A 24,539-nucleotide genomic window follows, 5' to 3' on the forward strand; every position below is an offset into this window, starting at 1 on the left:
CTATAATGGAATTTAAAAAATATTTTCTATCAGGGATTGCTGTGGCCACGCTGCTCACTTCATTCCAAGCTTGTAAGCCCAAAGGGGCCGGTGAAGCTGTCAGTGGTAATGCCGCAGAAAAGACCTATGTCGCTCCAGGAAAATACGATGAGTTTTACAACTTCGTATCAGGTGGTTTCAGCGGACAGATGTCTGTATACGGACTGCCTTCAGGACGTTTGTTAAGGGTCATCCCGGTATTCTCCGTGGATCCTGAAAAAGGATGGGGATTCAGTGAAGAAACGAAACCTATGCTGGAAACTTCCCATGGTAATGTGCCTTGGGATGATTTGCACCACGTTCAATTATCAAAAACCGACGGTAACTATGATGGTCGTTGGGTATTTGCCAATGCCAACAATACACCACGTATTGCGCGTATCGACTTGACTACCTTCCGTACAGCAGAGATCCTTGAACTTCCGAACAGTGGGGGTAACCACTCATCACCTTATATCACTGAAAATACAGAGTATGTGGTAGCAGGAACGCGTTTTTCGGTTCCTTTAGATGGTGAAGGTGGCGACGTGCCTATCAATACCTTTAAGCAGAACTTCCGTGGTTCATTGAGCTTTGTCAGTGTAGACAAAACGAGTGGAAACATGGAATTATCCTTCCAGATTGAAACTCCTGGAGTCAACTACGATTTAAGTCGTGCTGGTAAAGGTGTATCTCATGGTTGGTTCTTCTTCTCTACCTATAACACTGAACAAGCAAACACCTTGTTAGAGGTAAATGCGTCTAAAAATGACAAAGACTTTGTTTTAGCAGTAAACTGGAAAAAAGCAGAGGAATATTTAAAAGCTGGTAAAGGTAAAAAGGTTACTGGTCTGAAATATGCCCACAACAAGTACGATGAAAAATCACATACTTCTTCTACTGAATTCAAAACGGAAACTATCGTCTTGAAGGCAGAAGAGTTAGAAGGATTGTGTTACTATATCCCTTGTCCTAAATCACCTCACGGTGTAGACGTTGACCCTACGGGTGAATATATTGTCGGTTCAGGTAAACTTGCCGCTTTAATTCCAGTATTCTCATTCGATAAAATCCAAAAAGCGATTGCTGGAAAACAATTCGAAGGTGAATTCGGTGGTATTCCAATCATTAAATATGAAGCAGCATTACATGGCGAGGTAGAAAAACCAGGTTTAGGTCCATTGCACACTGAGTTTGATGAAAAAGGAAATGCGATCACTTCATTCTTCGTATCCTCAGAATTGGTGAAATGGAATGTGAAGACTTTGAAAGTTATTGACCGTGTTCCAACTTATTATTCAACAGGTCACTTGATGATCCCTGGTGGTGATACCAAAAATCCTTATGGAAAATATGTGGTTGCTTATAACAAGATTACAAAAGACCGTTTCCTTCCTACAGGACCTGAATTGTCACAAAGTGCGCAGATCTTTGATATTTCAGGAGACAAGATGCAGTTGATCTTGGACTTCCCTACAATCGGTGAGCCGCACTATGCGCAAGCAATTAAGGCAGACAAAGTCGTAGACAAGAGCGTTAAGATCTTCAAAATCGAAGAAAATACGAACCCACATGCTACAAAAGGAGAGAGTGAAGCTCGCGTAGAACGTAAGGGTAACCAAATCCATGTTTACCTAACTTCTATCCGTTCCCACTTTGCACCTGACAATATTGAGGGTGTTCAATTAGGCGATGAGGTCTATTTCCACGTAACCAATATTGAGCAAGACTGGGATATGCCACATGGATTTGCCGTAAAAGGAGCCAAAAATGGCGAGCTTTTGGTTATGCCAGGAGAAACCCAGACCTTAAAATGGGTACCAGACCGTGTTGGTGTGTTCCCATTCTATTGTACGGACTTCTGTAGTGCATTGCACCAGGAAATGCAAGGTTATATCCGTATTTCGAAGAAAGGAAATAATGTTCCGTTGACCTACAGCGTTGGCACAAACATGCCTAAAGAGAGTACTAACTAAAGCTACATAGAGATGAAATCTACAAACAACTTGTCAGTCTTGCACCGTGTCTTATTGGTACTATGCGGCCTGGCTTTAGTAGCAGTCATCTTCCTTCCGATTTGGCGTATTGAGCTGGATGCAGCTCAATACCCAGAAGGGTTGGAACTGCAGATATTCAGCCATAAATTGTCTGGACAGGTGGATATCATCAACGGATTGAACCATTATATCGGCATGAAAACCCTACATAAGGAGGATTTTAAGGAATTCACAGTCCTTCCTTATATCATTGGATTCTTTGCATTGGCCTTTACCGTTGTCGGTCTTGCCAACAAAAGAAAGTGGGTATACTATTTATTTGGAGCATTCTTGCTATTTGGGATTGTAGCCATGGTAGACTTCTATGTTTGGGAGTACAACTATGGACATAACCTTGACCCGAATGCACCGATCAAAGTACCAGGAATGTCCTATACTCCTCCATTGATCGGCTATAAAAAGCTGTTGAATTTCGGAGCTTATTCCGTTCCCGATATTGGTGGTTGGATTTTTATCCTTTGCGGAATTATTTTGGCTTTTTGTGTCATTCAAGAATGGCGCAAAACGAAAACTTCTAAAAAACTTAAAAATGAACAGAACTAAGATATTTCTTATCTGCTTGAGCAGTGTCCTTCTGATCATGTTTGGATTGCAAGCATGTCAAGGCAATAGTGAACCAAAGCCCATAAAATATGGCTCTGACCAATGTGCTTATTGCAAAATGACTATTAGCGATGCTCGATTTGGCACACAGTTGCAGACTAAAAAAGGTCGAGTTTACAATTTCGACGATGTACAATGCATGATTTCCTTTGTGAAGGAAAGCAACGTGAAAAAGGAAGAGGTTGCAGCCTATTTTTTACCGGATTATAGCAGTAATAAATTGTTGCCAGCAGACAAGATGTTCTATTTGAAAAGCGAAGAGCTGAAAAGCCCTATGCGTGGAAATATTGCAGCCTTTGAAAAGACAGAGGATCTGGAAAAGACAAAAGCTGAATTAGGAGGTACCGCCCTTAGTTGGGAAGACCTTTGGAAATAAAACCTGCATCATGGGAAGATCAGTTTGGAAGATATTTAGTGCGTTGATTTGTTTATTTATGGTAGGTGGCATGTCTCATGCCACTACCATTAGAGTAGGCAAAAATCATTCGGTGACATCCATAAAACAAGGGATTGCCCTGGCAAAAAAAGGCGATACCGTACTGGTTCAATCTGGAACCTATAAGGAGGGAAATATTATCATCGACAAAGCTATCAGCCTGATCGGTGAGGGTATGCCGACATTGGATGGAGATAAAAAACATGAGCCAATCTCCGTAAAATCACCCTTTGTCAATATTCAAGGATTTAGGATCAAGGGCTCTGGACATTCCTCCATTAATGATGTGGCGGGAATAAAAATCTACAATACCCATCATGTCAACATTATCAACAATGTATTGGATGATAATTTCTTTGGGGTCTATTCCCAAAACTCCAAACATCTGGAGATCAGGGGTAACAAGATCCAGGCTTATGGAACGGCCGAACAATTGATTGGCAACGGTATCCATGGTTGGAAATCGGACAGCCTACTCATTGAGAACAATGAGATCTTAGGACATCGGGATGGCATCTATCTAGAATTTGTAACCCATACCCATGTCAACAAAAACCGCTCAGAAGGCAACCTGAGATATGGCCTGCATTTCATGTTTTCACATGACAACAGCTATATAGAAAACATATTCCGGGCAAATGGTGCCGGAGTGGCCGTTATGTACACCAAGAATGTACATATGGAGAACAATAAATTTGAAGAAAACTGGGGGGATTCCGCTTATGGTCTGCTCCTAAAAGATATATCAGACAGTAAAATAATCAACAATACATTTGATCGCAATACCGCCGGAATTTTTATGGAAGGTTCCAATAGGATCCAAATCGAGAACAACCTTTTTCAAGGAAATGGATGGAGCGTAAAAATCCAGGCGAGTTGTATGGACAATGATTTTAAGAATAATAATTTCTTGCAAAACACATTTGATGTGGCAACCAATGGAACGTTGACCCTTAACAATTTTGAAAATAATTATTGGGATAAATATGAAGGCTATGATCTGGATAAGGATGGGATTGGGGATATTCCTTTCCGCCCAGTAAGTTTATTTTCCATGTTGGTCGAGCGCTATCCATCTGCCATGTTGCTTTTTAGAAGTTTTATGGTGACGTTGTTTGATCGTACCGAGAAGCTTTTGCCAAGTTTGACCCCAGAAGGGTTAAAAGATGAGAAACCACGTATGAAATCAGTTTAATTATGATCGAAATCCAACATATTTTCAAAGACTTTGGCAAGTTTAAGGTGCTGAAAGACATTAACCTTACCTTGAATGGAGGGGAGTGTGTCGCCTTGATCGGTCCAAACGGAAGTGGAAAAACCACGCTAATCAAATCTGTTTTGGGGATGGTGGTGCCGAGTGCTGGGATCATCAAATTTGACGGCGAGAATATCCAAAACAAATATTCTTACCGAAAAGAGATCGGCTATATGCCACAGATTGGACAATATCCAGAGAATATGAGCATAGGTCAGGTATTGGATATGATGAAAGATATTCGAAAGATGCCAGAAGATCAGTTAGATCTAGACTTATACCACGCGTTTAACTTACCAGCATTGTTGGATAAACGTATGGGCACGCTGTCTGGAGGGACTAGGCAAAAAGTCAGTGCATGTTTGGCATTTCTATTTAATCCAAAGGCCTTGATCTTAGACGAACCGACGGCCGGACTAGATCCTCTTTCCTCCGAAATATTGAAAAGTAAGATCCAGAAGGTCATGAATGAAAATAAACTGATCATTATCAGTTCACATGTGCTCAGTGACCTGGACGATTTAGTTTCCCAAATCATTTATCTGCAAGAAGGGAAACTGATGTTCCATAAATCACTTCAACAGTTAAAGATAGATACAGGTACAGATAAATTGTCTAAAGCAATTGCGCAGGTCATGTCTGTTCCAAATCAAACTAAATAGGCTATCCATGAATAAAATTATACGCTACGTTTTTGTTGATTTACTGAGAAATAAAACCATCATTTTCTATACCGTTTTACTCTTTGCCCTTTCAGTAAGTGTGTTCAGTATGGAAGATAATTATGAAAAAGGATTGGTGAGTTTATTGAACATTGTACTTTTTGTAGTTCCTCTGGTAAGTATCGTATTTTCAAGCATATACCTCTATAATAGTGCTGAATTTATTTGTTTATTAGTGAGTCAACCCCTGAAGCGGGGGAATATTTGGCTGAGCATCTTTGCAGGTCTGGCAGGTACCTTATGTCTATCCTTTTTTATAGGCGTAGGGATACCAACCCTCATTTATGCTTTCAGCAGTTCTGGATTAATTTTGGTCGGATGCGGGTTATTGCTTTCTGTGATCTTTGTGTCAATAGCCTTGTGGACCTCTGTATTGATTCGGGACAAATCCAAAGGTATCGGACTTGCAATCCTCTTGTGGTTGTATTTCGGGTTGCTGTTCGATGCCTTGGTCTTATTTATGTTGTTCCAATTTTCGGACTACCCAATCGAGAACTTTATGGTTGGATTGTCCATGTTCAACCCCATCGATGTCTGTCGGATCATGATCCTCTTACAACTCGACCTTTCTGCCATGATGGGCTACACCGGAGCAATTTTTAGAGACTTCTTTGGAAATGCACTAGGCATGGGCCTAACCATGGGCGTCCTGTTTTTGTGGGCGAGCATTCCACTATGGCTGTCGGTCAGGTATTTTAAAAAGAAGGATCTATAGGAGCGAGTACGGCAATTGGTACAATGCCAAACAAATGACAGGTCCGATTGACGGTTTTATACATTGTCATAAAATTCATTTTTGCCATGATAATCAATCAATTCACAAAAATCTCAGAGCTTATCAAAGCTAATGAGTTGTGCATTGATGCCATTGCATCAATAGCGAAACCCTTACGGAAAATCAAAATTCCAATATTGCGTAAGGTCTTGACTCCTCGTGTCAATATCATGGAAGCTGCAAAGATTGCAAACTGTTCTGTAGATGACTTTAGACGTGTTCTGGAGCCACTGGGTTTTACATGGGAAGAGGCTTCTGGGCCCAAGACTTCTGAATTAGAGAAAGTACAAAATAAACCAGGCTGGCTACTGGAATGTGAACAGATTGTTCGATTGGATGTCAGGCCAATTCTAGATGCTGACCGTGATCCTTTAAAAGAAATCATGGCAGCTTATAAATCACTTCCTGAAAAGGCAGTTTTGGAAATCATCAATACATTTTTGCCATTCCCACTTATTAGCCGACTGGAAGATAAAGGCGCATTCAGTTATACCGATGAAGTTTCAAAAACGGAATTTCATACTTATTTCTATAAGCCAATGGGAGAAAAGGCGGTGACCAAAATAGAGTCCATGATATCGTTTGTATCCTTTGATGTGATCGAAGGGATACTGAATAAGAAGAGTTTCGATATGGTAGAGTTGGATGTTAGGAGTTTGCCAATGCCACAACCTATGGAGCGTATCTTGGAAACCTTGGGCCAATTAAAAGCGAATGAAGGCCTTTTTGTCCAACACAAGAAAGTACCCCTTTACCTGTTGGAAGAATTGGGCAATCTACCTTATCGGGTATTTGTCAGCGAAATTGCCGAAGGAGATGTGAGAATATTAATTCATCCTTAAGTAAAGAGATATGACTTTAAGTTCGATGGATAATGCCACTAAAGGATATGTAGTTGTGCCATTTTTTGCTACGGCGGCTATCTTTTTCCTAGTTTTCAGCATCCTGTTGGTATTGACGGGGAGCCAAATCCTAGGACATTATTTTCAACCTAAGGTTCTAGCTATAGTCCATACCCTAGCCTTGGGGTGGGGCACCATGATCATATTTGGGGCAGCCTATCAATTAGTGCCGGTCATATTTGAGCAAACTCTGTTCTCCCCTAAATTAGCTTTGTTCAGCTATTTCCCGTTAACCGTAGGTAGCTGTCTCTTGATCCATAGCTTTTGGAATTTCCGTACTGATTGGGTCCTGATTTTAGGCGGGTCCCTAGTTTGCTTGGCTTCTTATATCTATTTCCTGGTCATATGGATGACCAGTAAGAACCATGAAAAATCGTTTGAATTCAATCTGTTTTTCATGTTTTCCGCATTCTGGTTATGTTTCACTACAACTGTAGGATTATTGCTGGCCATTAATTTAGGGCATCACTATATTTCCAAGAATCATTTAGACATTTTGAAACTGCATGCCCATGCTGGTTTAGCGGGATGGTTTCTACAACTGATCCTCGGGGCAGGGGCAAAGATGATCCCCATGTTCGTCATGGGTAAATCAATCAAGAGAAAAGCATTGTTTATTTCTGTTACCCTGATCAATACAGGGTTGATCATGTTCCTGGTTCACGGATATAGAAATCAAGTGGATTACAAACTTCTGCTATGCGGAACATTGATCCTTGCGGGTGTCATTAGTTGGGGGGTATTTATTCAGGACTGTTTAAAGAACAGGCTTCGAAAAAAAATAGAGATCCCTATCAAGCATAGCTTATTATCCATTGGTAGTCTGTTTGCTGCTTTTGCAAGTTTGCCACTCGTAATTAATCAAGAGTCAGGGAATTGGGTTACCCTCTATATGGTTTGGATATTCTTGGGTTGGATAACGGGAATAATCTTGGGTATGACCTTTAAGACCCTGCCATTTATTATTTGGAACATTCAGTATAAAAACTTGAACGGAATGGCCAATGTGCCCATGCCGAAAGACCTATATAGCCATCAATTATTAAAGGTCCAATACATCCTGTTCCTTGCAGGTTTATCACTGACCTTGCTGGCGGTTGGCTTCAAAATCAAATGGTTGATCACTGTCAGTTCTATCCTATGGGTCCTTCTTTCCGTTTCTTACTTAATGAATGTTTTGAAGGTGCTGACTCATAAGAGGAAGGAGGAATATGGAAGTTGATTTTACATCTCCGTTTGCTTCGGAGCAATTGAAGGCGATGCAATCGCTGATGTTAGTCATGGATCCAGAACTTGGGATAAACATCATTGATATGGGCTTGGTCTATGGATTTGATTTTACAAAGAGCGACAAGCTACAGATTCAAATGACCTTAACGACGCCCTATTGTCCGATGGCAGGGTCCATCACACAGGCGGTGCAAAAAAGTATGGAAAAGACCTTTCCTGACCGAGTAATCATATTAGAACTGGTTTGGCAACCGGAATGGTCACCTGATCTGATGACCGAGGCGGGAAGGGAACAATTGAATAGACAATAAAACTAAATTAATACTACTATGAAAAATGTAATCTATGTGATCTGTTGGAGTTTATTTGCTCTGACGATGGCTTCTTGCCAAAAGGACGATGGTTTGGAGAATCCTTTGGAAGATAAAATGATCATTGCTGAAAAAACGATAAATGCCTCAACGCAGGTCCAGCTCTTGGCTGATAAGGACCTGGTTGTAGGTTTTCAACAAGTTTATATCAGAGTTTTGAAAGATGGAAAATCTAATGCTACAGATAAGATAGAATTTTCTCCAGTCATGGATATGGGTACCATGAAACATGGTGCACCTACCGGTAAATTTGCATTCAATTCTGCCGTTGATGCCTTCCAAGGTTTTGTGGTTTTTACCATGCCTACTGCGGATAATGGAACTTGGGCAATTGACCTGAAAATCAATAATGAAACGCTGAACTTTCCGGTCGTGATCAAACCTGCAGCCACGCGTAATGTTCCTGTGAAGTCTTTCACTGCACCTGATAATAAACGCTACATCCTGACCTTGGTACAACCTTCTTCCCCAAAGATTGGAATCAATGATTTGGAAGTGATGGTTTTCTGGAGGGAAAATATGTTTTCATTTCCTGTTCAAGATGGATTGACATTAGATTTCCATCCCGAAATGACTTCCATGAACCATGGCTCCAGCAATAATGTAAACCCACAGGGTTCAGGTGCAGGAATTTATAAAGGAAAAGTGAATTTCAGTATGTCTGGAGATTGGAGATTATTCTTCAATATCAGCAAGGGTGAAACCCAGTTAGGGAAAGATGTCTTTCTAGATGTTCTTTTTTGATAATAAGGATCAATAAAATTGTTAGGACTCGTTAAAATTTAGGGCTTATGAAAAGGGTTTCTTTTATTTTAAGTTTTTGCTTCCTTGCGGCTGGACAATTTGTTCAAGCCCAGCATCATCATCATGACACCTTGAAGAATGTTGCCATTGAGGAAGTGGTGGTAAGTACTCAGGTTTCAGTAAATAAGCAGCTTGAAAATGAACAACGAGCTTCTAAACAAGCCAATATTGACCAGATCTTGGACAGGATAGCTGGGGTACAGATGGTTCGCAGGGGCAATTATGCCTGGGAACCAACCATCCGTAGCCTAAATGCTGCGCAGATCAATCTGACAATTGATGGAATGGCGATTTTTGGAGCATGTACCGATCGTATGGATCCTATCAGCTCTTACATTGAGCCCAGTAACTTGAAGCAGATCAATGTGAATATTGGCCCATCATTCAACAGCTATGCTGGGGGAATGGCCGGAGGAATGAACTTCAAACTTGCCAATCCAGAACTTTCCAAAGTACCTCAATTGAATGGAATGCTAGGGACAGGTTATGAATCGAACTCACAAGCTGTTCAGACCTTGGCATCACTGCAATATAGTTCGGATAAATTTGCATTCCTCGTGAACGGAATTTTTAGAAAAGCACAGAACTATAAAGCGGCGGACAGGACAATTGTTCCAAATTCGCAGTTCCAGAAATGGAATGGATCTATTGCTGCGACCTATAAGTTGAATTCCAAGAATCAAATACTTGCCCAATATCTTGCCGATTATGGTCAGGATATTGGGTATCCTGCATTGACCATGGATGTTGCTTTTGCCAATGCAAATATTGTTTCCCTGACGCATGTCTATAATGCCGGCAAAGTAGGGCTGAATGAAATTCGATCTAAGATTTATTTCAACCATATAGACCATGCTATGGATGATAGCAAAAGACCTGCGGAAACTGTTCCGATGCACATGGATATGCCCGGTCTGTCATGTACTGCTGGCTTTTATTCCGAGTCGGGATATCAGTTTGCCAAGCATCATTTGCAAGCAAGGCTAAATGGATACATCAATAGGTTGACAGCCAATATGACCATGTATCCAAAAGAAGGTAATCCTATGTTTATGTTTACCCTGCCCGATGTACAGCGAGGTTTGCTGAGCTTGGACCTGTCAGATAGATACTATCTGAATGAAAAATGGATGCTGGATTTTATGGGAACCTATAGCTTAGCGAACTCCAGTATCTATAGCCAGCAAGGGAAAGAACAGCTATCTAGCTTAACAGATGCTCCTCTCGATGGTTCAAATCACCTTGGAAACATTAACCTGACCGGCCATTATCATCCATCTGCCAATTTGCATTGGATGGCAAAGATTGGATATGCGAACCGCAGTGCCAGTCTTCAGGAATATTATGGGTTCTATCTGTTCAACCGGTTGGATAGCTATGATTACCTAGGTAATGTGGATCTGAAAACCGAGAAGTCACTACAGGCAAGCTTTGGTCTCAGCTATCAGCTTCCTTGGCTTAGATTGGAGGCAAATCTGTATAACTACTATTTCAGGGACTACATTGCCGGAAGGATTAATCCTGACTTTCATGTGATGACCATTGGTGCTACTGGGGTGAAACAACATCAGAATTTGGAACATGCCAATCTGATGGGGGCTGAAATGGCCATGAAGATCAAGTTCTTAAAGAATCTGGAGTGGTTGAGCACCATAGCCTTTTCCGAAGGAAAGGATTTTGAAGGCAATTACCTGCCGTTGATTTCGCCTTTTACCAATAATAATACTTTCCTCTTTAACCATAAGGGCTATGTGGCGCAATTTGAAGTAAGTTATTTTGCTAAACAAAATAAAGTGAGTACCGCCATTTATGGGGATACCGCTACACCCGAAGCAACCTTGTTCAATGTTGCGGTGCGGAAGGCATTCCAAATAAAGCAGCAAAAACTAACCGCTAATTTAAGGTTGGAAAATATCTTTGATAGATATTATTTTCGCCATCAAGATATCATGAAGATTGCTAGACCTGGCCGTAATTTAATAGCCCAGATCAACTTTTCTTTCTAATTTTTTGCACAAAATAGGCCTTTATGTTTCGCCTCATAAAATACTGGGGCTTTTGTGGTTAGCTTTATGTAATTCTTGAAATCTATCTCTCATTCTAAAACCATGCCTATGAAAAACGTGATCAAACGTGATGGTTCTCTTGAACTTTTTCATTCCTATAAAATTGAAGATGCCATAAAAAAGGCATTCGAAAGTGTGTCTGTTCCTTATGATGAGCAGATCATAGAAACCATTCTGGACGAACAGCAAAATGCCGACCTCTTGGATGTTGAAGACATTCAGGACGTCATAGAAAGAAAGCTCTATGCAGCTGGATATTTTCAGGTGATGCGTTCATTTATGTTGTTTCGCCATACCCGAAAATTACAACGTGAGCATATCGATCGTTTTGTAGATTCCAGTACTTATGTGGATAGTAGTCATGCTGTCGAGGAATACATTTACCAAAACGACTGGCGTATCCAAGCGAATGCCAATAACTCATTTTCCAATGCCGGTTTGGTGAACAATACTGCTGGAAAGATCATTGCCAATTACTGGTTGGATAAGGTTTACAATAGGATTGAAGGTCATGCCCATCGTAACGCTGATATCCATATACATGACTTGGATTGTTTAACCGGTTATTGTGCCGGTTGGAGTCTAAGGGTGTTGTTGGATGAAGGTTTCAATGGTGTCAGGGGTCGGGTTGATAGTAATCCACCTTCGCATTTCAGGGAGTCCCTGGGCCAGATGGCCAATTTCTTGGGCATTCTGCAGAGTGAATGGGCAGGAGCTCAGGCCTTCAGTTCGTTTGATACCTATCTTGCACCTTATGTCTTTAAGGATTGCCTAAGCCAGATTGACGTCAAGAAAGCTATCCGTAGCTTCGTCTATAACCTGAATGTTCCTGCTCGTTGGGGGCAATCTCCATTTACCAATATTACCCTCGATTGGAATGTCCCACAGGACTTGAGGGACCAAATCCCTACCAAAGCAGGAAAACATCTGTTCAGGGGCATCAATAATGAAGTCTTGAAAACATTGGCGCTTGAAAGAGGCGTTCAAGAATTGGAAGATTTGACCTATAAACATTTCCAGCCGGAAATGAACATGATCAATCGGGCTTATTATGAAGTCATGACCGAAGGCGATGCAAATGGACAGCCTTTTACATTTCCTATCCCTACCGTGAACATCACAGAGGACTTTGATTGGAACGGAGAAAATGTGGATGTCCTGTTTGAGAACACGGCCAAGATCGGTTCCTCTTATTTCCAAAACTTTATCGGTAGCCAATATTTTATTGATGAAAATGGAGATCGACAGGAAAATCCGGATGCCTATAAACCGAATGCCGTACGGAGTATGTGCTGCCGTTTGCAACTTGACCTTCGGGAATTGCTGAAACGTGGAAATGGTCTCTTTGGAAGTGCCGAGATGACCGGCAGTATCGGTGTGGTAACCATTAATATGGCCAGATTGGGTTATCTGTACCAAGGAAATAGGGATGGTCTGTTTGCCCGACTGGATGAACTGATGGAAATCGGACGTTCGACCCTCGAAAAGAAAAGGAAATTTATTCAGGAAATGTACGATAATGGTTTGTATCCATATACCAAGAGATACCTTTCCCATTTCAGGAATCACTTTTCGACCATCGGTGTCAATGGGATGAATGAAATGATCCGCAATTATACTGGCAATCAGGAAAATATTGTTTCGGATTGGGGGATTGAATTTGCCAGTGAGATCCTGGATTATATCCGCGAGCGCTTGAAAAAATTCCAAGAAGAAACCGGCAATCTATACAACCTGGAAGCGACACCTGCTGAAGGGACAACCTATCGTTTTGCTAAAGAAGATAAAAAACGCTTCCCTGATATTCTACAGGCTGGGCAAGATCAACAGATATATTATACCAACAGTTCCCAAATTCCGGTAAATCATACGGACGATCCATTTGAAGCATTGTTGCTGCAGGATCAACTGCAATGTAAGTATACCGGTGGGACGGTATTGCACCTGTACATGCGGGAAAAGATCAGTACTCCTGAAGCCTGTAAGCTGTTTGTAAGGACCGTATTGAGCAATTTCAGATTGCCTTATATCACGGTAACTCCTGTATTTAGTATCTGTCCTGTGCATGGATACCTGAATGGGGAACATGAATATTGCCCAAAATGTGATGATGAAATCGTGAATCAATATAATTTAAATAGTGAATATGGAAACCATGAAGAATGAAAGATTGCTATTGTTGCAGCAACATCAGCAAGAACGCAGTAAATGTTTGGTCTATACTCGTGTAATGGGGTATCATAGACCTGTTGAAAGTTTCAATATCGGTAAACAAGGAGAGCATAAACAGCGGACCCTGTTCCAAGAAGGATATGGCAAATGCTCTATATGATATAACTCCTTTTACCTTATTGGATTACCCTAATAAAGCAGCCTGCATCCTTTGGTTTGTGGGCTGCAATATGCGTTGCAAATATTGTTATAATCCTGATATCGTATTTGGTAAAGGTAAGATTGGCATCGATCAAGCTGAAGCTTTCTTGAAATCTCGAAAGGGCCTATTGCAAGCGGTTGTCTTTAGCGGTGGGGAATGTACCATGCATCCAGATATGATGTCCTTGGTGAAGATTGCCAAATCTTTAGGATACCTCATTAAAGTCGATACCAATGGGGCAAGACCAAAGCTGATCAAAAGCCTTATTGACAATGATCTTTTGGATTATGTAGCGCTCGATTTCAAGGGCTTGGGACAACGTTTTCATGAAATAACTGTTTCTGGTTCCTTCGAAGCTTTTGAAGAAACATTGGATATCTTGTTGAATGCCAACATTCAATTTGAAGTCCGAACAACTGTGCATTCCCAATTGCTATCTGCCGCTGATCTGCAGGAAATGTTGAAATTCTTGGAGGATCGCGGTTATAGGAATAATTACTATATGCAAAAGGCCTTAAACAATGTGAAGATGATTGCCGAATTGGGTGATTCGAATTATAGGGATGAAGAATTGAGATTCGGGGACAATGGGCTGAGGATAATTGTAAGGGGCTAGAAAAAAAACCAGACCAGGAATTGATCCTGACCTGGTTTACTATTACCATAAACAAATTTTATTTCTTTTCAATAAAGGCTGCTGCCTGAATTTCATTGGCATCTTTGACAACCAATCCTTTTTTAGCAGTACCTGTTTGAGGATCGATAGCATAGAATTGTGGGAATTTATCTAGTTCCGTTAGTCCGACATAAGCTTTGCCTTCAAATACATATGGCCAGCTAAGTCCCGATGGCATATTGTTGTAGGTTGGGATTCCCTTTACCCAATTGAATTTTTTCTCCTTCATGTTTACCACCGCATATTGGGAGGAAGCATCCATTCCAGGTTGCTTTCCAGCTTCATATTTCTTGTTGTAGAATTCAATCAAGAATATATCATCCAATAATGGCCACACTTTACTGAACCTATAACCAGCAGATGCTGCTTCTAAATCCCAGAAGTACCCTTTGTCGAAAGTAGTTTCGCCTTTTCTGATAACCAAAGCTCCTGCTTTTTTAGTTCCGAAGTTATTGCCCGAGAAAACATAGACATCACCATTAGAAGCAACACCGATTTGGGAATATCTAGCTGAACGGTAAAAACCTCCAGAAATAGATAGACGTGAATCGCTATAGACCGCTTCGGTCTTTAATGTTTTAGCGTTTATTTTTGCTACCACAACATTGTCGATATCCGTGTTTTCGTGGAAGTGCAGACTGGTATAGAATGCATCGTCTTTACCATCTGCTAATCCTATCAATGCGGCATTCTTACCTTCGAATCCATTAAATTGATTGACTTTGAACGTTTGGAATTGGGGTTCTCCCGCTGAAAGTCCAATACGGTTCATGGTTCCTACGGTTTTATCAGCAGCTCTATATCCACTCATGATGGTATAGGCATAATCACCAACAACACCAGCCGTTACGAATCCGTTTTGGATTTCGAATTGATTCCCCACAGTCATGGCAGCTCCAGATGGATTAATAGTGAAACGTTGCCCTATATGTGCATCTCCACGTCCGTATTTGATTCCAACCAGGCCTACATGTCCATATGACATAAACTGCGTGAATGTATTTGTGAACTCCAAACCGGTTCCTTTTGGTGAAATACTGTCTTTTTCGTTTGCCAAAGAGTTTGCAGGAAGGAAGTAAGTAGCGGTAGTTGAACCAGGGACCGATACAGCAACCAGAAATTTACCTTCTTTGTTCTCCTTTACAGGTGTTGGAGGTACTGGGTTTTCTTCTGTACAGGCAACTAGGGTTAAAATTGCCATTGCATAGATCCATGATTGTTTGATTAATTGATTTTTCATTTTTATGAAATTATTGATGTTAATTTATTGATGAGTTATTGCGTTTTATAAAGTAATACCTAAGTTTTACAGCGAAACTTCTTCCCGGTTTTTGTAAGCTGTAATTATCATAGAGCATGGCGTCTGCTAGGTTTCTGGCTTCCACACTGATATTGTATTTACCGTTTTTAAGCATGTAGCTTGCGGAGAAGTCGCTATATAATTGCTGAGGTACAATTGCTTTGGATGCCCTATCGGCATAGGCATAGGAATGCAGGTAGATTTTGTCCACAAAGTTTAGGGTGTAATTGAGGTTTAGGGTATTTCCTTTACCGAAAAGGTTGTGGAAGTAATAGGTGGCATCAACATTCCAGAAGAAGTAAGGCAGATTGGGCATTCGGTAACCATAGTTGCCATTGGGTTGTGTTTCGGCAAGGTTGGAGAAAGGGGCCTTGTCCCTGATATCCATGTAAGTAAATGTACCTCCTATAGAAGCCCTGTTTTTATAGTATAGGCGTGCTTCAAAATCAGTTCCCCATCTGGTCACTCGCCCGTGGTTCCTATTTTGGAATACAGTTTCACCATTTATTGCATCTCCTTTTCTGCCTGGCAATCGTTGGATGAAATTATAGGTGTCCCTATGGTATCCCGCCCAGTCAAGAAACAAGCTGTATGAAGGGCTGATTTCCTTGTTGAAAGTAATGCCCAGGTTATAATTGTTGGACTCTTCCGGTTGTAACGTGATGTTTCCTTCATCTAAAAGCTCATCGCCAAATAATTCGCGATCATTCGGCAATCGATATGCCTTTTCAGCAGAGGCTTTAAATTGGAAGTCTTTATAGAAATAATTGCTCGCAATACCGTAACCTGTTTTAGAGGCGTTTTCCTGTCTTTTAGAAGTTATTAATTCCTCGTTGGTTTGTGGGCCGGTTGCTCTGTTTAAGTAATGCTTTCCAAATACGATGGTGTTCCATTTTTTCCTGAAGGTAAATCTGTACTCAAAGCCCAAAGAATTCTTTAGACTTGTTCTGGTCATGCTATCTGCTGCATTTGGAAGTTCTGGGTAAAGGTCATTTGCAATACTTTCCAGATTTGGTTTTCTGGAATAAAAGGAGAGGTTGTTATTGATGCTAACAGAATGACTCTTGTTGATGCGGTAACCGATACCTAGGGATGCTGATTGGTTGCTGTTAGAATATTCCGCCATTCCTAGACTTGCTTCACCATAAGCTGCATTGACCCCTCTTAGGTCCGCCATTTTCTTTTTAGAGCCATCCCAACTGTACTTATAAGCAGAAGTATCTATACTCCCAGCTTTTTCGTAGTTGTAATTCCCTGTTGCTCGGACGCTTAATCCTTCAATTAATAGGTTCCTTTTGTCATAAACGAAAGAGGGCAGGATAGATTTGCTGAATGCAGTCCTTTCGCCAAACACATACCTCATTTCAGACCCATGTTGGATATCTCGATGAACTTGTCCCATCGTTAACCCAAATAACATTCTGTCAGCCCATTTCTTACCAACCACACCTACTTTGGCGATTAAGGTCTCGTTCCTGTAATGATCATGAAAGCGTCTGAACCAAGAAGAGTCTGCAGACCATGCAGATCCGGTTTGCCAATTATCTCCTTCGGATCCAGGTGAATTGTCCTTAGCAAAAATCCGGTATGATGTCTTTACATTATAATTGTTGTCAGAATAATTTTGAAAAGCATTCAATTGGAGTGAGACTCCCGATTTGAAGGTGTGGTTCAAACTGAGGTTACTTCTCTGGGTATTAAAAGATCCATAGGAATAGGATGCATCCAGGGATGTATTGGCAGACTGGTTGGTGACTATATTGATAACTCCACCTAATGCGTCTGAGCCAAATTCAATAGGCACAACTCCTTTGTATATTTCAATGCGGTCAGCGGCATTCACAGGGATATTGTTCAGTTGAAAGGCAGACCCCATTCCCTCCATAGGCACTCCATCGATGAAGACTCGGATGTTTCTCCCAGTAAAGCCGTTCAGGGTAATGTTCATATCGGAACCAACACCTCCCGTTTCACGAATTTTTACGCCTGAAGCCTTATCTAATAGATGCGCTAAATCTAATGTGGAATTGTACTGAGATTTTGCATCTATGGCCACCACATTGAATGGAGTTTCGCGGACTTTCTGTACCGCACTTTTTCCCTGAACCACAACTTGATCTATATTGGTACTTGGGTCAATCTCAAGATAGAATACCTGATTGATGTTTTCATTGTCATGAACCTTTATCCGCCTAAGCTGACTTTTGTATCCTATTGCTGAGACTGAAAGTTCATATTCACCTGCAGAAGTCGACAAGATAAACCTACCGTTTTTATCAACTTCTGAATGGTGGTCGGTTTTACATATGCGTACAGAAGCATGGTCGATCACTTGACCTTTCTGGTTGAAAACATGTCCAGTTATTTTTGATGATTGAGGGAAAGCTTGGAGGGCTGATAATCCGATAATAATTATCAGGAGTAACACTTTTTTCATTGTTGAGTAAAATATTGAAATAACTATTAAAACTTTTAGTTATAAATAACCTATTGCTATTTAGATTAATTATAAATAACTTTGCAAAGTTATAGTTACAATAGAAAATATTTAGCGAAATCCGGGACAAAAAGTAATGAAAAAAGGGATGGTAGTGCGTTCAGAAATCACTGAATTGAGACGAGTTTTATACGACAATTTTATAGAGGACAATCCAACAAATGATGATAAATCAGTATACGACAATCAATTTGACTATGAACAGAATGGGATAACAGTATGCTGCAAAACACAGCTTGCAAAAGGATTGCATATCGCCGAGGTTAACCTGGATACTTGCTGTTCACTGACCAATACATGGTCGACCGAGAAACCCCATGTCCGCTTCTTCTTTTATCTGAAAGGAAACTCACATGTGAACAATGGCGCTGGAAATGAAAGCTATTCACATCGGATAGGGATGCTACAACGGAACTTTTTAGATACCCAAGGGGGAGGAGGAGAGATTGTTATAGAGAAAAATGATCAGGTACATTATATCATCATAAAAATGACCTATTCTTTTTATTTGCAATTATTAAAAGATGAAGAATGGATAGACAACGACCCGTTTCATCAATATATTCTGGGTGGAAAACCTGAGAATCGGCCGAATGAAACGTTATTTATGGATTTAGGTATCTTGAAAATCCTGCAGGAAATCATGAATAATGAAAGTGTTGTCCATCATCGCTATCATTACCTGAAGCTTAAATTGAAAGAATTGCTGTTTGTGATATATCAGAAAACCAATACCGGAGAGGTTGTCCCAGCGAAGGGTTCTAATTCAAACAATAGACTTGAAGAAATTAGATCTTTCCTTGTTCAAAATTTAGAAAATCCTCCATCAAGTGCAGATTTAGCAAAGCGGTTTATGCTGAATGAAAGAAAACTAAAAGCAGATTTCCAGAAAAAATTTGGAAAGACCATTTACGGTCTTGTTATACAGATGCGTATGGAGAAGGCTATACAGCTTTTGTATGAAAACTTAAATGTTAATGAGATAGCATGTATTTTGGGGTATAGCAGTGTTCCACATTTCATCAAAGTGTTCAGGACTTACTATGGCGACACCCCAAAACAGTTCATGCTAGATATTCATAATAAGAGTACGTCTATTCCTCAATCCAAGCTTTTATGTAATCATATTCAATGAGGGTAACTTCATCGTTATTGTCTGTGTAATTAGCAGCTCCAAGTCCAATTTGGTCTAAACCTGATAGACCACTGTTGTTCCAGGTATAGAGCCGCGTATTATTAATAAAGAAATCAACTTTGCCATTTTCAAATTCTATCCGTAAAATATTAGTTTTTCCTATTCCTTGAATGGCAGATGATTTAGTCCAATCCTGTATCAGGTTAAAATCTCCGTCGATATGTTTGAAAACGGTGTAGCCAATATTAGCATTTAAAACTATCCAAGATAAATAGCCCTTTTCCAATCGACCATAAAATATCGCAGGATCTCCTACTCCTGCGGTTTGTTTATATCCTATCTCGAGAATTTGTTTTTTAGCTTGTCCAAATATGCTTTTTGGAGCAGTATTCCCATTGACATGATTTGAATTAATCCTATAACTTACCACATAATGGCCATCTTTCTCTTCAGAATTGAACCCCTGGTTTTCATTTCCAGTTACCCATCCGCTATTCCCATTAAAATTCTCCTCATAGACTAAGGTTCCATGTTTACTTCCATCTTCATCCTTGCTACAGGAAGCAAATAGGACTAAACAACAAAAAGGGATTATTGAGCTCCATTTAATTGATTTATTTTTCATGATCTTCTAATATTACAATGTGACTTAATTCATTCGAATTTCTAAGGTTTTATAGGCAGCATTCGATATTATAAAATTAGAAGAGAGCCAAAAGGCAAACAATACTTAAAAACCATTAATTTTTGGGAATTGATAAAGGGAATTTTAGGGCGGGAAATAGGCCATTGGTCTGAATGATATCTACCAATTTCTTTAAACCAAAAAAGCGACCTTTTCAAGTCGCTTTTTTCTGTAGCCCGTAGGGGAATCGAACCCCTGTTTCAAGAATGAAAATCTTGCGTCCTAACCCCTAGACGAACGGGCCGTTTTGTTTTCCGGTGTGCAAATATAGAATTTACTTTTATTAACACAAAATATTTTTCATAAAAATTGCTGATTCCCTTTTAAGGTGCTATTTTTAAGCTGTAAACTACATCATATGAAACTAATTAAAACCCTAAGTCTCTGCGGAATTCTTTTGTTGGCTGGCCAAGTGCAGGCCCAAAAGAATAATCTGGAAGTAAAATGGGATTTCAATGAAAATTATAACCCCAAAGATAATCTAGCACTAAAGATCATTGTAAAAAACAATGACATGCAGAATTTGAACCTTAAAGGATACAACCTTTGGTTCAATTCCATGTATCCCATTGAAGAGAAAAGTGTGGATGGTTATTCGATACATAACCGCAACGGAAACTTATATTCCATCGATTTTACGGATCAATCCTTCATCAAAGCGAAAGACTCCTTGGTGATCGATTATAAATCACCCTATCCAATTACCCATACCTCCCTTACTCCAAATGGTTTTTACCTTCAAAACAGAGATAATCCCAAGGAAATCATCAATATCGGACATCCGCAGGTGATTCCGCTGCATCTCAGTTCCGAGGAACAGAACAAATTTCTAAACGAACTCTTTGAAAAGAATGCTTCTAGGATCTCTTCGGGTGAGCAGTTGATTCTTCCCACACCTGCCCATATCAAAGTAGGTAAAGGGACTTATAAATTCAATTCCGATGTCAGTTACTATGTTCATGAACATTTCAACTTTGCTCTAAAGCCTTTCCAGGAACTCGCTCAGCAACTGAGCCAATTCAATTTTGTCAACGGAAATGAAGGGGATGCCAACATCAAGATCCTCTATAAAAAAGGAATGGCTAATGAGGAGTACAATCTAAAAATAGACAACAGAGGCATTTCTATTGAAGCGAGCGAGCCAGCTGGAGCATTCTATGCTCTACAATCCATCAAGTCCTTGCTTACTGCAGAACAATTGAAGGGCAAGGCAGATGTAAGCCTTCCGTATTTGGAAGTCAATGACAAACCAAGGTTCGAATACCGTGGTTTTATGATGGATATAGCCCGTAATTTTAAGGGTATTGAAACCATCAAAAAATACATTGATGTATTGGCTCAATTGAAGGTCAACAAACTCCATCTGCACTTCATTGATGATGAAGGTTGGCGATTAGAGATCCCATCCTTACCGGAGTTGACAGAAATTGGCTCCCAACGATCACCTTTCTATCAGGACGGGACGAGTATTCAACCTGCCTATGGATCTGGAACGAACGTGACTGAAGGTCATTTCTTGACCAAAGCCCAATTTCAGGAAATATTGAAATATGCTGCGGCAAACTATATCTCCGTCATTCCAGAGATTGAAACGCCAGGTCATGCACGAGCTGCCATCAAATCAATGGAAACTCGGTACAACAGGTTAATGAAAGCTGGTAAAACCCAAGAAGCAGAAGAGTTCTTACTTTACGAAGCCGAGGACAAATCCGAATACAGTTCGGCGCAATACTGGGACGATAATGTGATGAACCCGGCCTTGCCTTCCGTTTACCGCTTTTTAGACGTTGTATTGGACGATATCAAGAAGATGTATGATGAGGTTGGCTTGAAGTTAGAGGTGGTTTCCCTGGGAGGAGATGAGGTTCCAGCGGGTTCATGGGAGAAATCTCCGGCCATCCAGGCCCTGATGGAAAAAGAAGGCTTTAAAACTGTTTATGAGGTTTGGCCATACTACGTCAAGAAGATCAACGAAATCTGTGCCTCCAAAGGGTTGATCATGGCTGGATGGGAAGAGTTCGGAATGGTCAATAAAGGCTCTGGAATGGTAGTCAATGAGGAGTTGGCTCATCTCAATATGCATCTTGATGTATGGAACAACGTAATCGGGGGAGGCCATGAGGATTTAGTCTATAAATTGGCCAATGCTGGATACAAGACCATGTTCATCAGCGCAGCTAATCTCTACCTGGATATGGTCTGGGACCGTGATTTCAGGGAGCCTGGATTAAAATGGGCCGCAATATCCGATCTTTATCATTCCTTTTCATTGTTGCCTGAGAACTTTTTCTCCAATATGGCCATTACGGAACCTGGCAAGAAATTGGAACCGAAATACCTGGCTTCCAAAGTAAGGTTGACCGAAAAAGGAAAATCTAATCTCTTAGGTATTAAAGCCGCTCTTTGGGCAGAGACCGTATTGACCCCAGAACGCATGGACTATATGTTGTTCCCAAGGTTATATGCTTTGTCTGAGCGCGCTTGGGCTCCTAAAAGAGTGTGGGAGGAGGACTCCAAATTTGATAAGAAGGCCTTTGCTCAAAGCTATTCCGATTTTGTCAATAAAGTAGGAAAGAAGGAACTTCCGAAACTGGACCTAATCGCTGATGGGTTCAACTATAGATTACCTTCCGTAGGCGTTGTCCAAAAAGGGAACAAAATCCAAGCAAATATTGAATATCCAGGCTTTGATATCTTCTATACCCTTGATGGTTCAGAACCTAATTCAGGATCACAGCGATTCCCTATAGATGGAATCCAGGTCAAAAAAGGAGACAAGATCAATTTGGCTGTAGTAGACGATAAAGGCAGGATAGGAAGAGTATCAACCTACCTAGCCCAATAAAATACTATCAAAATGCAGAACATCCAAGGCTATTAATCCTATAACCTTGGATGTTCTCCTTTCTTATCTGAAAAAGCCTTTCCACTGTCTCATATCTCACATCTCTTCACCTTTAAATCCCAAAAACGAAGCAAAGCATAAATGCTTGTGCAATATATCGACCTTTTTAAAACCTACCTTCTCCAACAAGTGCAATTGATAGATTAGGGGCCTTGGAGAATCCTCTTTTTCTATATAGGCGAAAACATGTTCCTGATAGGCTTTATCTTTCAATTTCACTAAAAACTCCCCATATCGGTCATTATACATGAATTTTTGGATTTCAGTACTGTTTTGTTCCACGATGTCGAAAATCCAGATACTTCCACCCTCGTTCAGCAAACCATGGAGTTTCATAAATGCCTTTTCCCAATCTTCATCATCCCTTAAATGATGTAAGACCATGGTTGCAATGATCACATCATATTTGCCCTTGGGTAAATCAATGGACCTAAAATCGCCCTTAAAAACTTGAACTTCGCCCTCAGTATGTTCTTGAACCCTATGTTTTGCCCTGTCCAGCATAGGTTGACTTAAGTCGACTAAATCAACATTGACCTTATTATTGCTTTTCATTAGGGTCTTGATGGCATAGTTACCCGCACCGCAGCCGATGTCCAATATGTTTTTGAGGTTCGGATACATATCCCTGATTCCATCGGTAATCAATTCCATATTCAATACTGCATCGATGGTATTCGCCTGACTGGTTTCCAGATTTGCAAAACGCTCCACATCGGCATCAAACCGCTGTTCTATTTCTACTAATGTTGATTTTTCCATAATCTATTGTTCTATATCCAAATTTATCGGATTCAGTTATACCTAAAAAATACTATTTTTATCATAGTACAATACTTTTTAGGTATCATGGAGCTAAGACATTTATTCTATTTCAAGACCTTGGCAGAAGAACTTCATTTTGGAAATGCAGCCAAAAGGCTCTTTATTTCCCAGCCACCGCTGAGCAGGCAGATTAAGGAGCTCGAAAATGAATTGCAGGTCGATCTTTTTCACAGGAACAACAAAAAAGTAGAACTTACAGAAGCAGGGCAGTACTTCTATGCGCAAATCAATGAATTGATCGATCATTTGGAACAGGTGAAGAATACAACCAGACTGATCCATGAGCAGGTGTCAGGTGAACTGCGTTTAGGTTATATCAGCTCCACACCAAAGGGACTTATTGCGAGAATCTTGGAAGAACTCAAAATTAGCTTTCCAAATATGCAGGTCAATCTTATTGAGGCTTCCAGCCAATCGCAAATCGCATCTTTGGAAAGTGGTAAATTGGATCTTTCCATTATCCGTAGCCACAGCCCAAATGCAGTTGTGGTCAAAAAGTTATTGTTCAAGGATGAACTGTGTATCGTGGGGAATGCCAATAATTATAGACCAGCATCCATGGATCAATTAAGCAAAATGGATTATATCTCTTTTAACCAAGATTACGCTCCTGAGTATTTTAGGCACAGCGAAGAGTTTTGCAATAAATTAGGATTTGAACCCAAGGTAAAGCATCAATGCAACAATATGAACGCTATCTTGGAACTGGTCAAGCTAAATATTGGTTATGCCATTGCACCATTGAGTATGGTTAAAGACATGTCAGACCTTTCGGTATTAAGCTCTTCTAATCTGAAACAAAAAGTGGAGAGCAATGTTTATCTAGCCTACCATCAGGATAACTCTAGGACAGGCTTGATGCAGATCATAGAAAGGATCATAAAGATTCAAAAATAAAGGCCA

21 protein-coding genes and 1 tRNA gene are annotated in these 24,539 nt (G+C 40.4%); 17 read left to right on the forward strand and 5 right to left on the reverse strand.

The genetic code is table 11. The features are described from left to right. Window positions 1-5: 5 nt before the first annotated feature. From nosZ to NLF99_RS13705, 14 genes are all read left to right on the forward strand, one after another. Window positions 6-1,994 carry a Sec-dependent nitrous-oxide reductase gene (gene nosZ, locus NLF99_RS13640; RefSeq protein ID WP_185213017.1) on the forward strand — a complete coding sequence of 663 codons (1,989 nt, stop codon included), beginning with the start codon at window positions 6-8 and terminating at the stop codon, window positions 1,992-1,994. A 12-nt stretch (window positions 1,995-2,006) separates the two neighbouring features. Next, window positions 2,007-2,618 (forward strand): hypothetical protein, encoded by a 612-nt coding sequence (locus NLF99_RS13645; RefSeq protein ID WP_197700953.1) that lies wholly within the window; start codon window positions 2,007-2,009, stop codon window positions 2,616-2,618. Beyond that, window positions 2,605-3,054, forward strand: a complete 450-nt coding sequence (locus tag NLF99_RS13650) for a nitrous oxide reductase accessory protein NosL (protein ID WP_214648454.1) — start codon at window positions 2,605-2,607, stop codon at window positions 3,052-3,054. The genes NLF99_RS13645 and NLF99_RS13650 overlap by 14 nt, the downstream gene beginning before the upstream one ends. A gap of 10 nt (window positions 3,055-3,064) precedes the next feature. Further along, window positions 3,065-4,309 (forward strand): nitrous oxide reductase family maturation protein NosD, encoded by a 1,245-nt coding sequence (locus NLF99_RS13655; protein ID WP_254528969.1) that lies wholly within the window; start codon window positions 3,065-3,067, stop codon window positions 4,307-4,309. 2 nt (window positions 4,310-4,311) lie between these two features. Next, complete coding sequence (locus NLF99_RS13660) at window positions 4,312-5,031, forward strand: ABC transporter ATP-binding protein (RefSeq protein ID WP_185213015.1); 720 nt, start codon at window positions 4,312-4,314, stop codon at window positions 5,029-5,031. 7 nt (window positions 5,032-5,038) lie between these two features. After that, window positions 5,039-5,806 carry an ABC transporter permease subunit gene (locus NLF99_RS13665; protein WP_254528971.1) on the forward strand — a complete coding sequence of 256 codons (768 nt, stop codon included), beginning with the start codon at window positions 5,039-5,041 and terminating at the stop codon, window positions 5,804-5,806. A gap of 86 nt (window positions 5,807-5,892) precedes the next feature. After that, window positions 5,893-6,708: a DUF2249 domain-containing protein gene (locus NLF99_RS13670; RefSeq protein WP_254528973.1), complete on the forward strand. Its 816-nt coding sequence runs from the start codon at window positions 5,893-5,895 to the stop codon at window positions 6,706-6,708. A gap of 10 nt (window positions 6,709-6,718) precedes the next feature. After that, window positions 6,719-7,990 carry a hypothetical protein gene (locus NLF99_RS13675; RefSeq protein ID WP_254528975.1) on the forward strand — a complete coding sequence of 424 codons (1,272 nt, stop codon included), beginning with the start codon at window positions 6,719-6,721 and terminating at the stop codon, window positions 7,988-7,990. Beyond that, window positions 7,980-8,309, forward strand: a complete 330-nt coding sequence (locus NLF99_RS13680) for a metal-sulfur cluster assembly factor (protein ID WP_254528977.1) — start codon at window positions 7,980-7,982, stop codon at window positions 8,307-8,309. The genes NLF99_RS13675 and NLF99_RS13680 overlap by 11 nt, the downstream gene beginning before the upstream one ends. 18 nt (window positions 8,310-8,327) lie before the next feature. Further along, window positions 8,328-9,113: a FixH family protein gene (locus NLF99_RS13685; protein ID WP_254528978.1), complete on the forward strand. Its 786-nt coding sequence runs from the start codon at window positions 8,328-8,330 to the stop codon at window positions 9,111-9,113. A gap of 47 nt (window positions 9,114-9,160) precedes the next feature. Next, entirely contained in the window at window positions 9,161-11,179 is a 2,019-nt protein-coding gene (locus NLF99_RS13690; protein ID WP_254528980.1) for a TonB-dependent receptor, read from the forward strand. Between the two features lie 108 nt (window positions 11,180-11,287). Then, on the forward strand, window positions 11,288-13,405 hold the full coding sequence (locus NLF99_RS13695) for a ribonucleoside triphosphate reductase (RefSeq protein WP_254528982.1): 2,118 nt from the start codon (window positions 11,288-11,290) through the stop codon (window positions 13,403-13,405). Next, window positions 13,386-13,571, forward strand: a complete 186-nt coding sequence (nrdD, locus tag NLF99_RS13700; protein WP_095067913.1) for an anaerobic ribonucleoside-triphosphate reductase — start codon at window positions 13,386-13,388, stop codon at window positions 13,569-13,571. The genes NLF99_RS13695 and nrdD overlap by 20 nt, the downstream gene beginning before the upstream one ends. After that, on the forward strand, window positions 13,552-14,229 hold the full coding sequence (locus tag NLF99_RS13705) for an anaerobic ribonucleoside-triphosphate reductase activating protein (RefSeq protein WP_254528984.1): 678 nt from the start codon (window positions 13,552-13,554) through the stop codon (window positions 14,227-14,229). Before nrdD ends, NLF99_RS13705 begins: the two co-directional genes overlap by 20 nt. Before the next feature lie 58 nt (window positions 14,230-14,287). On the opposite strand, the gene NLF99_RS13710 is transcribed toward NLF99_RS13705, so the two are convergent. After that, entirely contained in the window at window positions 14,288-15,529 is a 1,242-nt protein-coding gene (locus tag NLF99_RS13710; protein ID WP_254528986.1) for a DUF4374 domain-containing protein, read from the reverse strand. A gap of 19 nt (window positions 15,530-15,548) precedes the next feature. Next, window positions 15,549-18,026, reverse strand: coding sequence for a TonB-dependent receptor plug domain-containing protein (locus NLF99_RS13715; protein ID WP_254528988.1), 2,478 nt, complete (start codon window positions 18,024-18,026; stop codon window positions 15,549-15,551). Window positions 18,027-18,162: 136 nt separating this feature from the next. Between NLF99_RS13715 and NLF99_RS13720 the strand changes: the two genes are divergently transcribed. After that, the gene (locus NLF99_RS13720) at window positions 18,163-19,221 is read left to right on the forward strand and encodes a helix-turn-helix transcriptional regulator (RefSeq protein WP_254528990.1); all 1,059 of its coding nucleotides are present in this window, start codon (window positions 18,163-18,165) and stop codon (window positions 19,219-19,221) included. Here NLF99_RS13720 and NLF99_RS13725 read toward each other — a convergent pair. Then, window positions 19,181-19,846, reverse strand: coding sequence for a hypothetical protein (locus tag NLF99_RS13725; RefSeq protein ID WP_254528991.1), 666 nt, complete (start codon window positions 19,844-19,846; stop codon window positions 19,181-19,183). The genes NLF99_RS13720 and NLF99_RS13725 overlap by 41 nt on opposite strands. Before the next feature lie 232 nt (window positions 19,847-20,078). Further along, window positions 20,079-20,150 (reverse strand) — tRNA-Glu (locus NLF99_RS13730). 114 nt (window positions 20,151-20,264) lie between these two features. Between NLF99_RS13730 and NLF99_RS13735 the strand changes: the two genes are divergently transcribed. Continuing rightward, entirely contained in the window at window positions 20,265-22,751 is a 2,487-nt protein-coding gene (locus tag NLF99_RS13735; protein ID WP_254528992.1) for a beta-N-acetylhexosaminidase, read from the forward strand. 96 nt (window positions 22,752-22,847) lie between these two features. Here the strand turns inward: NLF99_RS13735 and NLF99_RS13740 are convergent, their stop codons facing one another. Then, window positions 22,848-23,573: a class I SAM-dependent methyltransferase gene (locus NLF99_RS13740; RefSeq protein ID WP_254528993.1), complete on the reverse strand. Its 726-nt coding sequence runs from the start codon at window positions 23,571-23,573 to the stop codon at window positions 22,848-22,850. Between the two features lie 87 nt (window positions 23,574-23,660). On the opposite strand from NLF99_RS13740, the gene NLF99_RS13745 reads away from it, so the two are divergent. Next, window positions 23,661-24,533, forward strand: coding sequence for a LysR family transcriptional regulator (locus NLF99_RS13745; RefSeq protein ID WP_254528994.1), 873 nt, complete (start codon window positions 23,661-23,663; stop codon window positions 24,531-24,533). The last annotated feature ends 6 nt before the right edge of the window (window positions 24,534-24,539 follow it).

The organism is Sphingobacterium sp. LZ11T8 (assembly GCF_024261425.1).
Lineage (GTDB): Bacteria > Bacteroidota > Bacteroidia > Sphingobacteriales > Sphingobacteriaceae > Sphingobacterium.

Bases quoted from the DNA above. Each gene is read 5' to 3' on its own strand.
- NLF99_RS13745 (WP_254528994.1), top strand. From the start codon at position 23,661: ATGGAGCTAAGACATTTATTCTATTTCAAGACCTTGGCAGAAGAACTT.
- NLF99_RS13645 (WP_197700953.1), top strand. From the start codon at position 2,007: ATGAAATCTACAAACAACTTGTCAGTCTTGCACCGTGTCTTATTGGTA.
- NLF99_RS13665 (WP_254528971.1), top strand. From the start codon at position 5,039: ATGAATAAAATTATACGCTACGTTTTTGTTGATTTACTGAGAAATAAA.
- NLF99_RS13650 (WP_214648454.1), top strand. From the start codon at position 2,605: ATGAACAGAACTAAGATATTTCTTATCTGCTTGAGCAGTGTCCTTCTG.
- NLF99_RS13685 (WP_254528978.1), top strand. From the start codon at position 8,328: ATGAAAAATGTAATCTATGTGATCTGTTGGAGTTTATTTGCTCTGACG.
- NLF99_RS13695 (WP_254528982.1), top strand. From the start codon at position 11,288: ATGAAAAACGTGATCAAACGTGATGGTTCTCTTGAACTTTTTCATTCC.
- nosZ (WP_185213017.1), top strand. From the start codon at position 6: ATGGAATTTAAAAAATATTTTCTATCAGGGATTGCTGTGGCCACGCTG.
- NLF99_RS13675 (WP_254528975.1), top strand. From the start codon at position 6,719: ATGACTTTAAGTTCGATGGATAATGCCACTAAAGGATATGTAGTTGTG.
- NLF99_RS13715 (WP_254528988.1), bottom strand. From the start codon at position 18,026: ATGAAAAAAGTGTTACTCCTGATAATTATTATCGGATTATCAGCCCTC.
- nrdD (WP_095067913.1), top strand. From the start codon at position 13,386: ATGGAAACCATGAAGAATGAAAGATTGCTATTGTTGCAGCAACATCAG.
- NLF99_RS13725 (WP_254528991.1), bottom strand. From the start codon at position 19,846: ATGAAAAATAAATCAATTAAATGGAGCTCAATAATCCCTTTTTGTTGT.
- NLF99_RS13710 (WP_254528986.1), bottom strand. From the start codon at position 15,529: ATGAAAAATCAATTAATCAAACAATCATGGATCTATGCAATGGCAATT.
- NLF99_RS13690 (WP_254528980.1), top strand. From the start codon at position 9,161: ATGAAAAGGGTTTCTTTTATTTTAAGTTTTTGCTTCCTTGCGGCTGGA.
- NLF99_RS13720 (WP_254528990.1), top strand. From the start codon at position 18,163: ATGAAAAAAGGGATGGTAGTGCGTTCAGAAATCACTGAATTGAGACGA.
- NLF99_RS13740 (WP_254528993.1), bottom strand. From the start codon at position 23,573: ATGGAAAAATCAACATTAGTAGAAATAGAACAGCGGTTTGATGCCGAT.
- NLF99_RS13655 (WP_254528969.1), top strand. From the start codon at position 3,065: ATGGGAAGATCAGTTTGGAAGATATTTAGTGCGTTGATTTGTTTATTT.
- NLF99_RS13660 (WP_185213015.1), top strand. From the start codon at position 4,312: ATGATCGAAATCCAACATATTTTCAAAGACTTTGGCAAGTTTAAGGTG.
- NLF99_RS13705 (WP_254528984.1), top strand. From the start codon at position 13,552: ATGGCAAATGCTCTATATGATATAACTCCTTTTACCTTATTGGATTAC.
- NLF99_RS13680 (WP_254528977.1), top strand. From the start codon at position 7,980: ATGGAAGTTGATTTTACATCTCCGTTTGCTTCGGAGCAATTGAAGGCG.
- NLF99_RS13670 (WP_254528973.1), top strand. From the start codon at position 5,893: ATGATAATCAATCAATTCACAAAAATCTCAGAGCTTATCAAAGCTAAT.
- NLF99_RS13735 (WP_254528992.1), top strand. From the start codon at position 20,265: ATGAAACTAATTAAAACCCTAAGTCTCTGCGGAATTCTTTTGTTGGCT.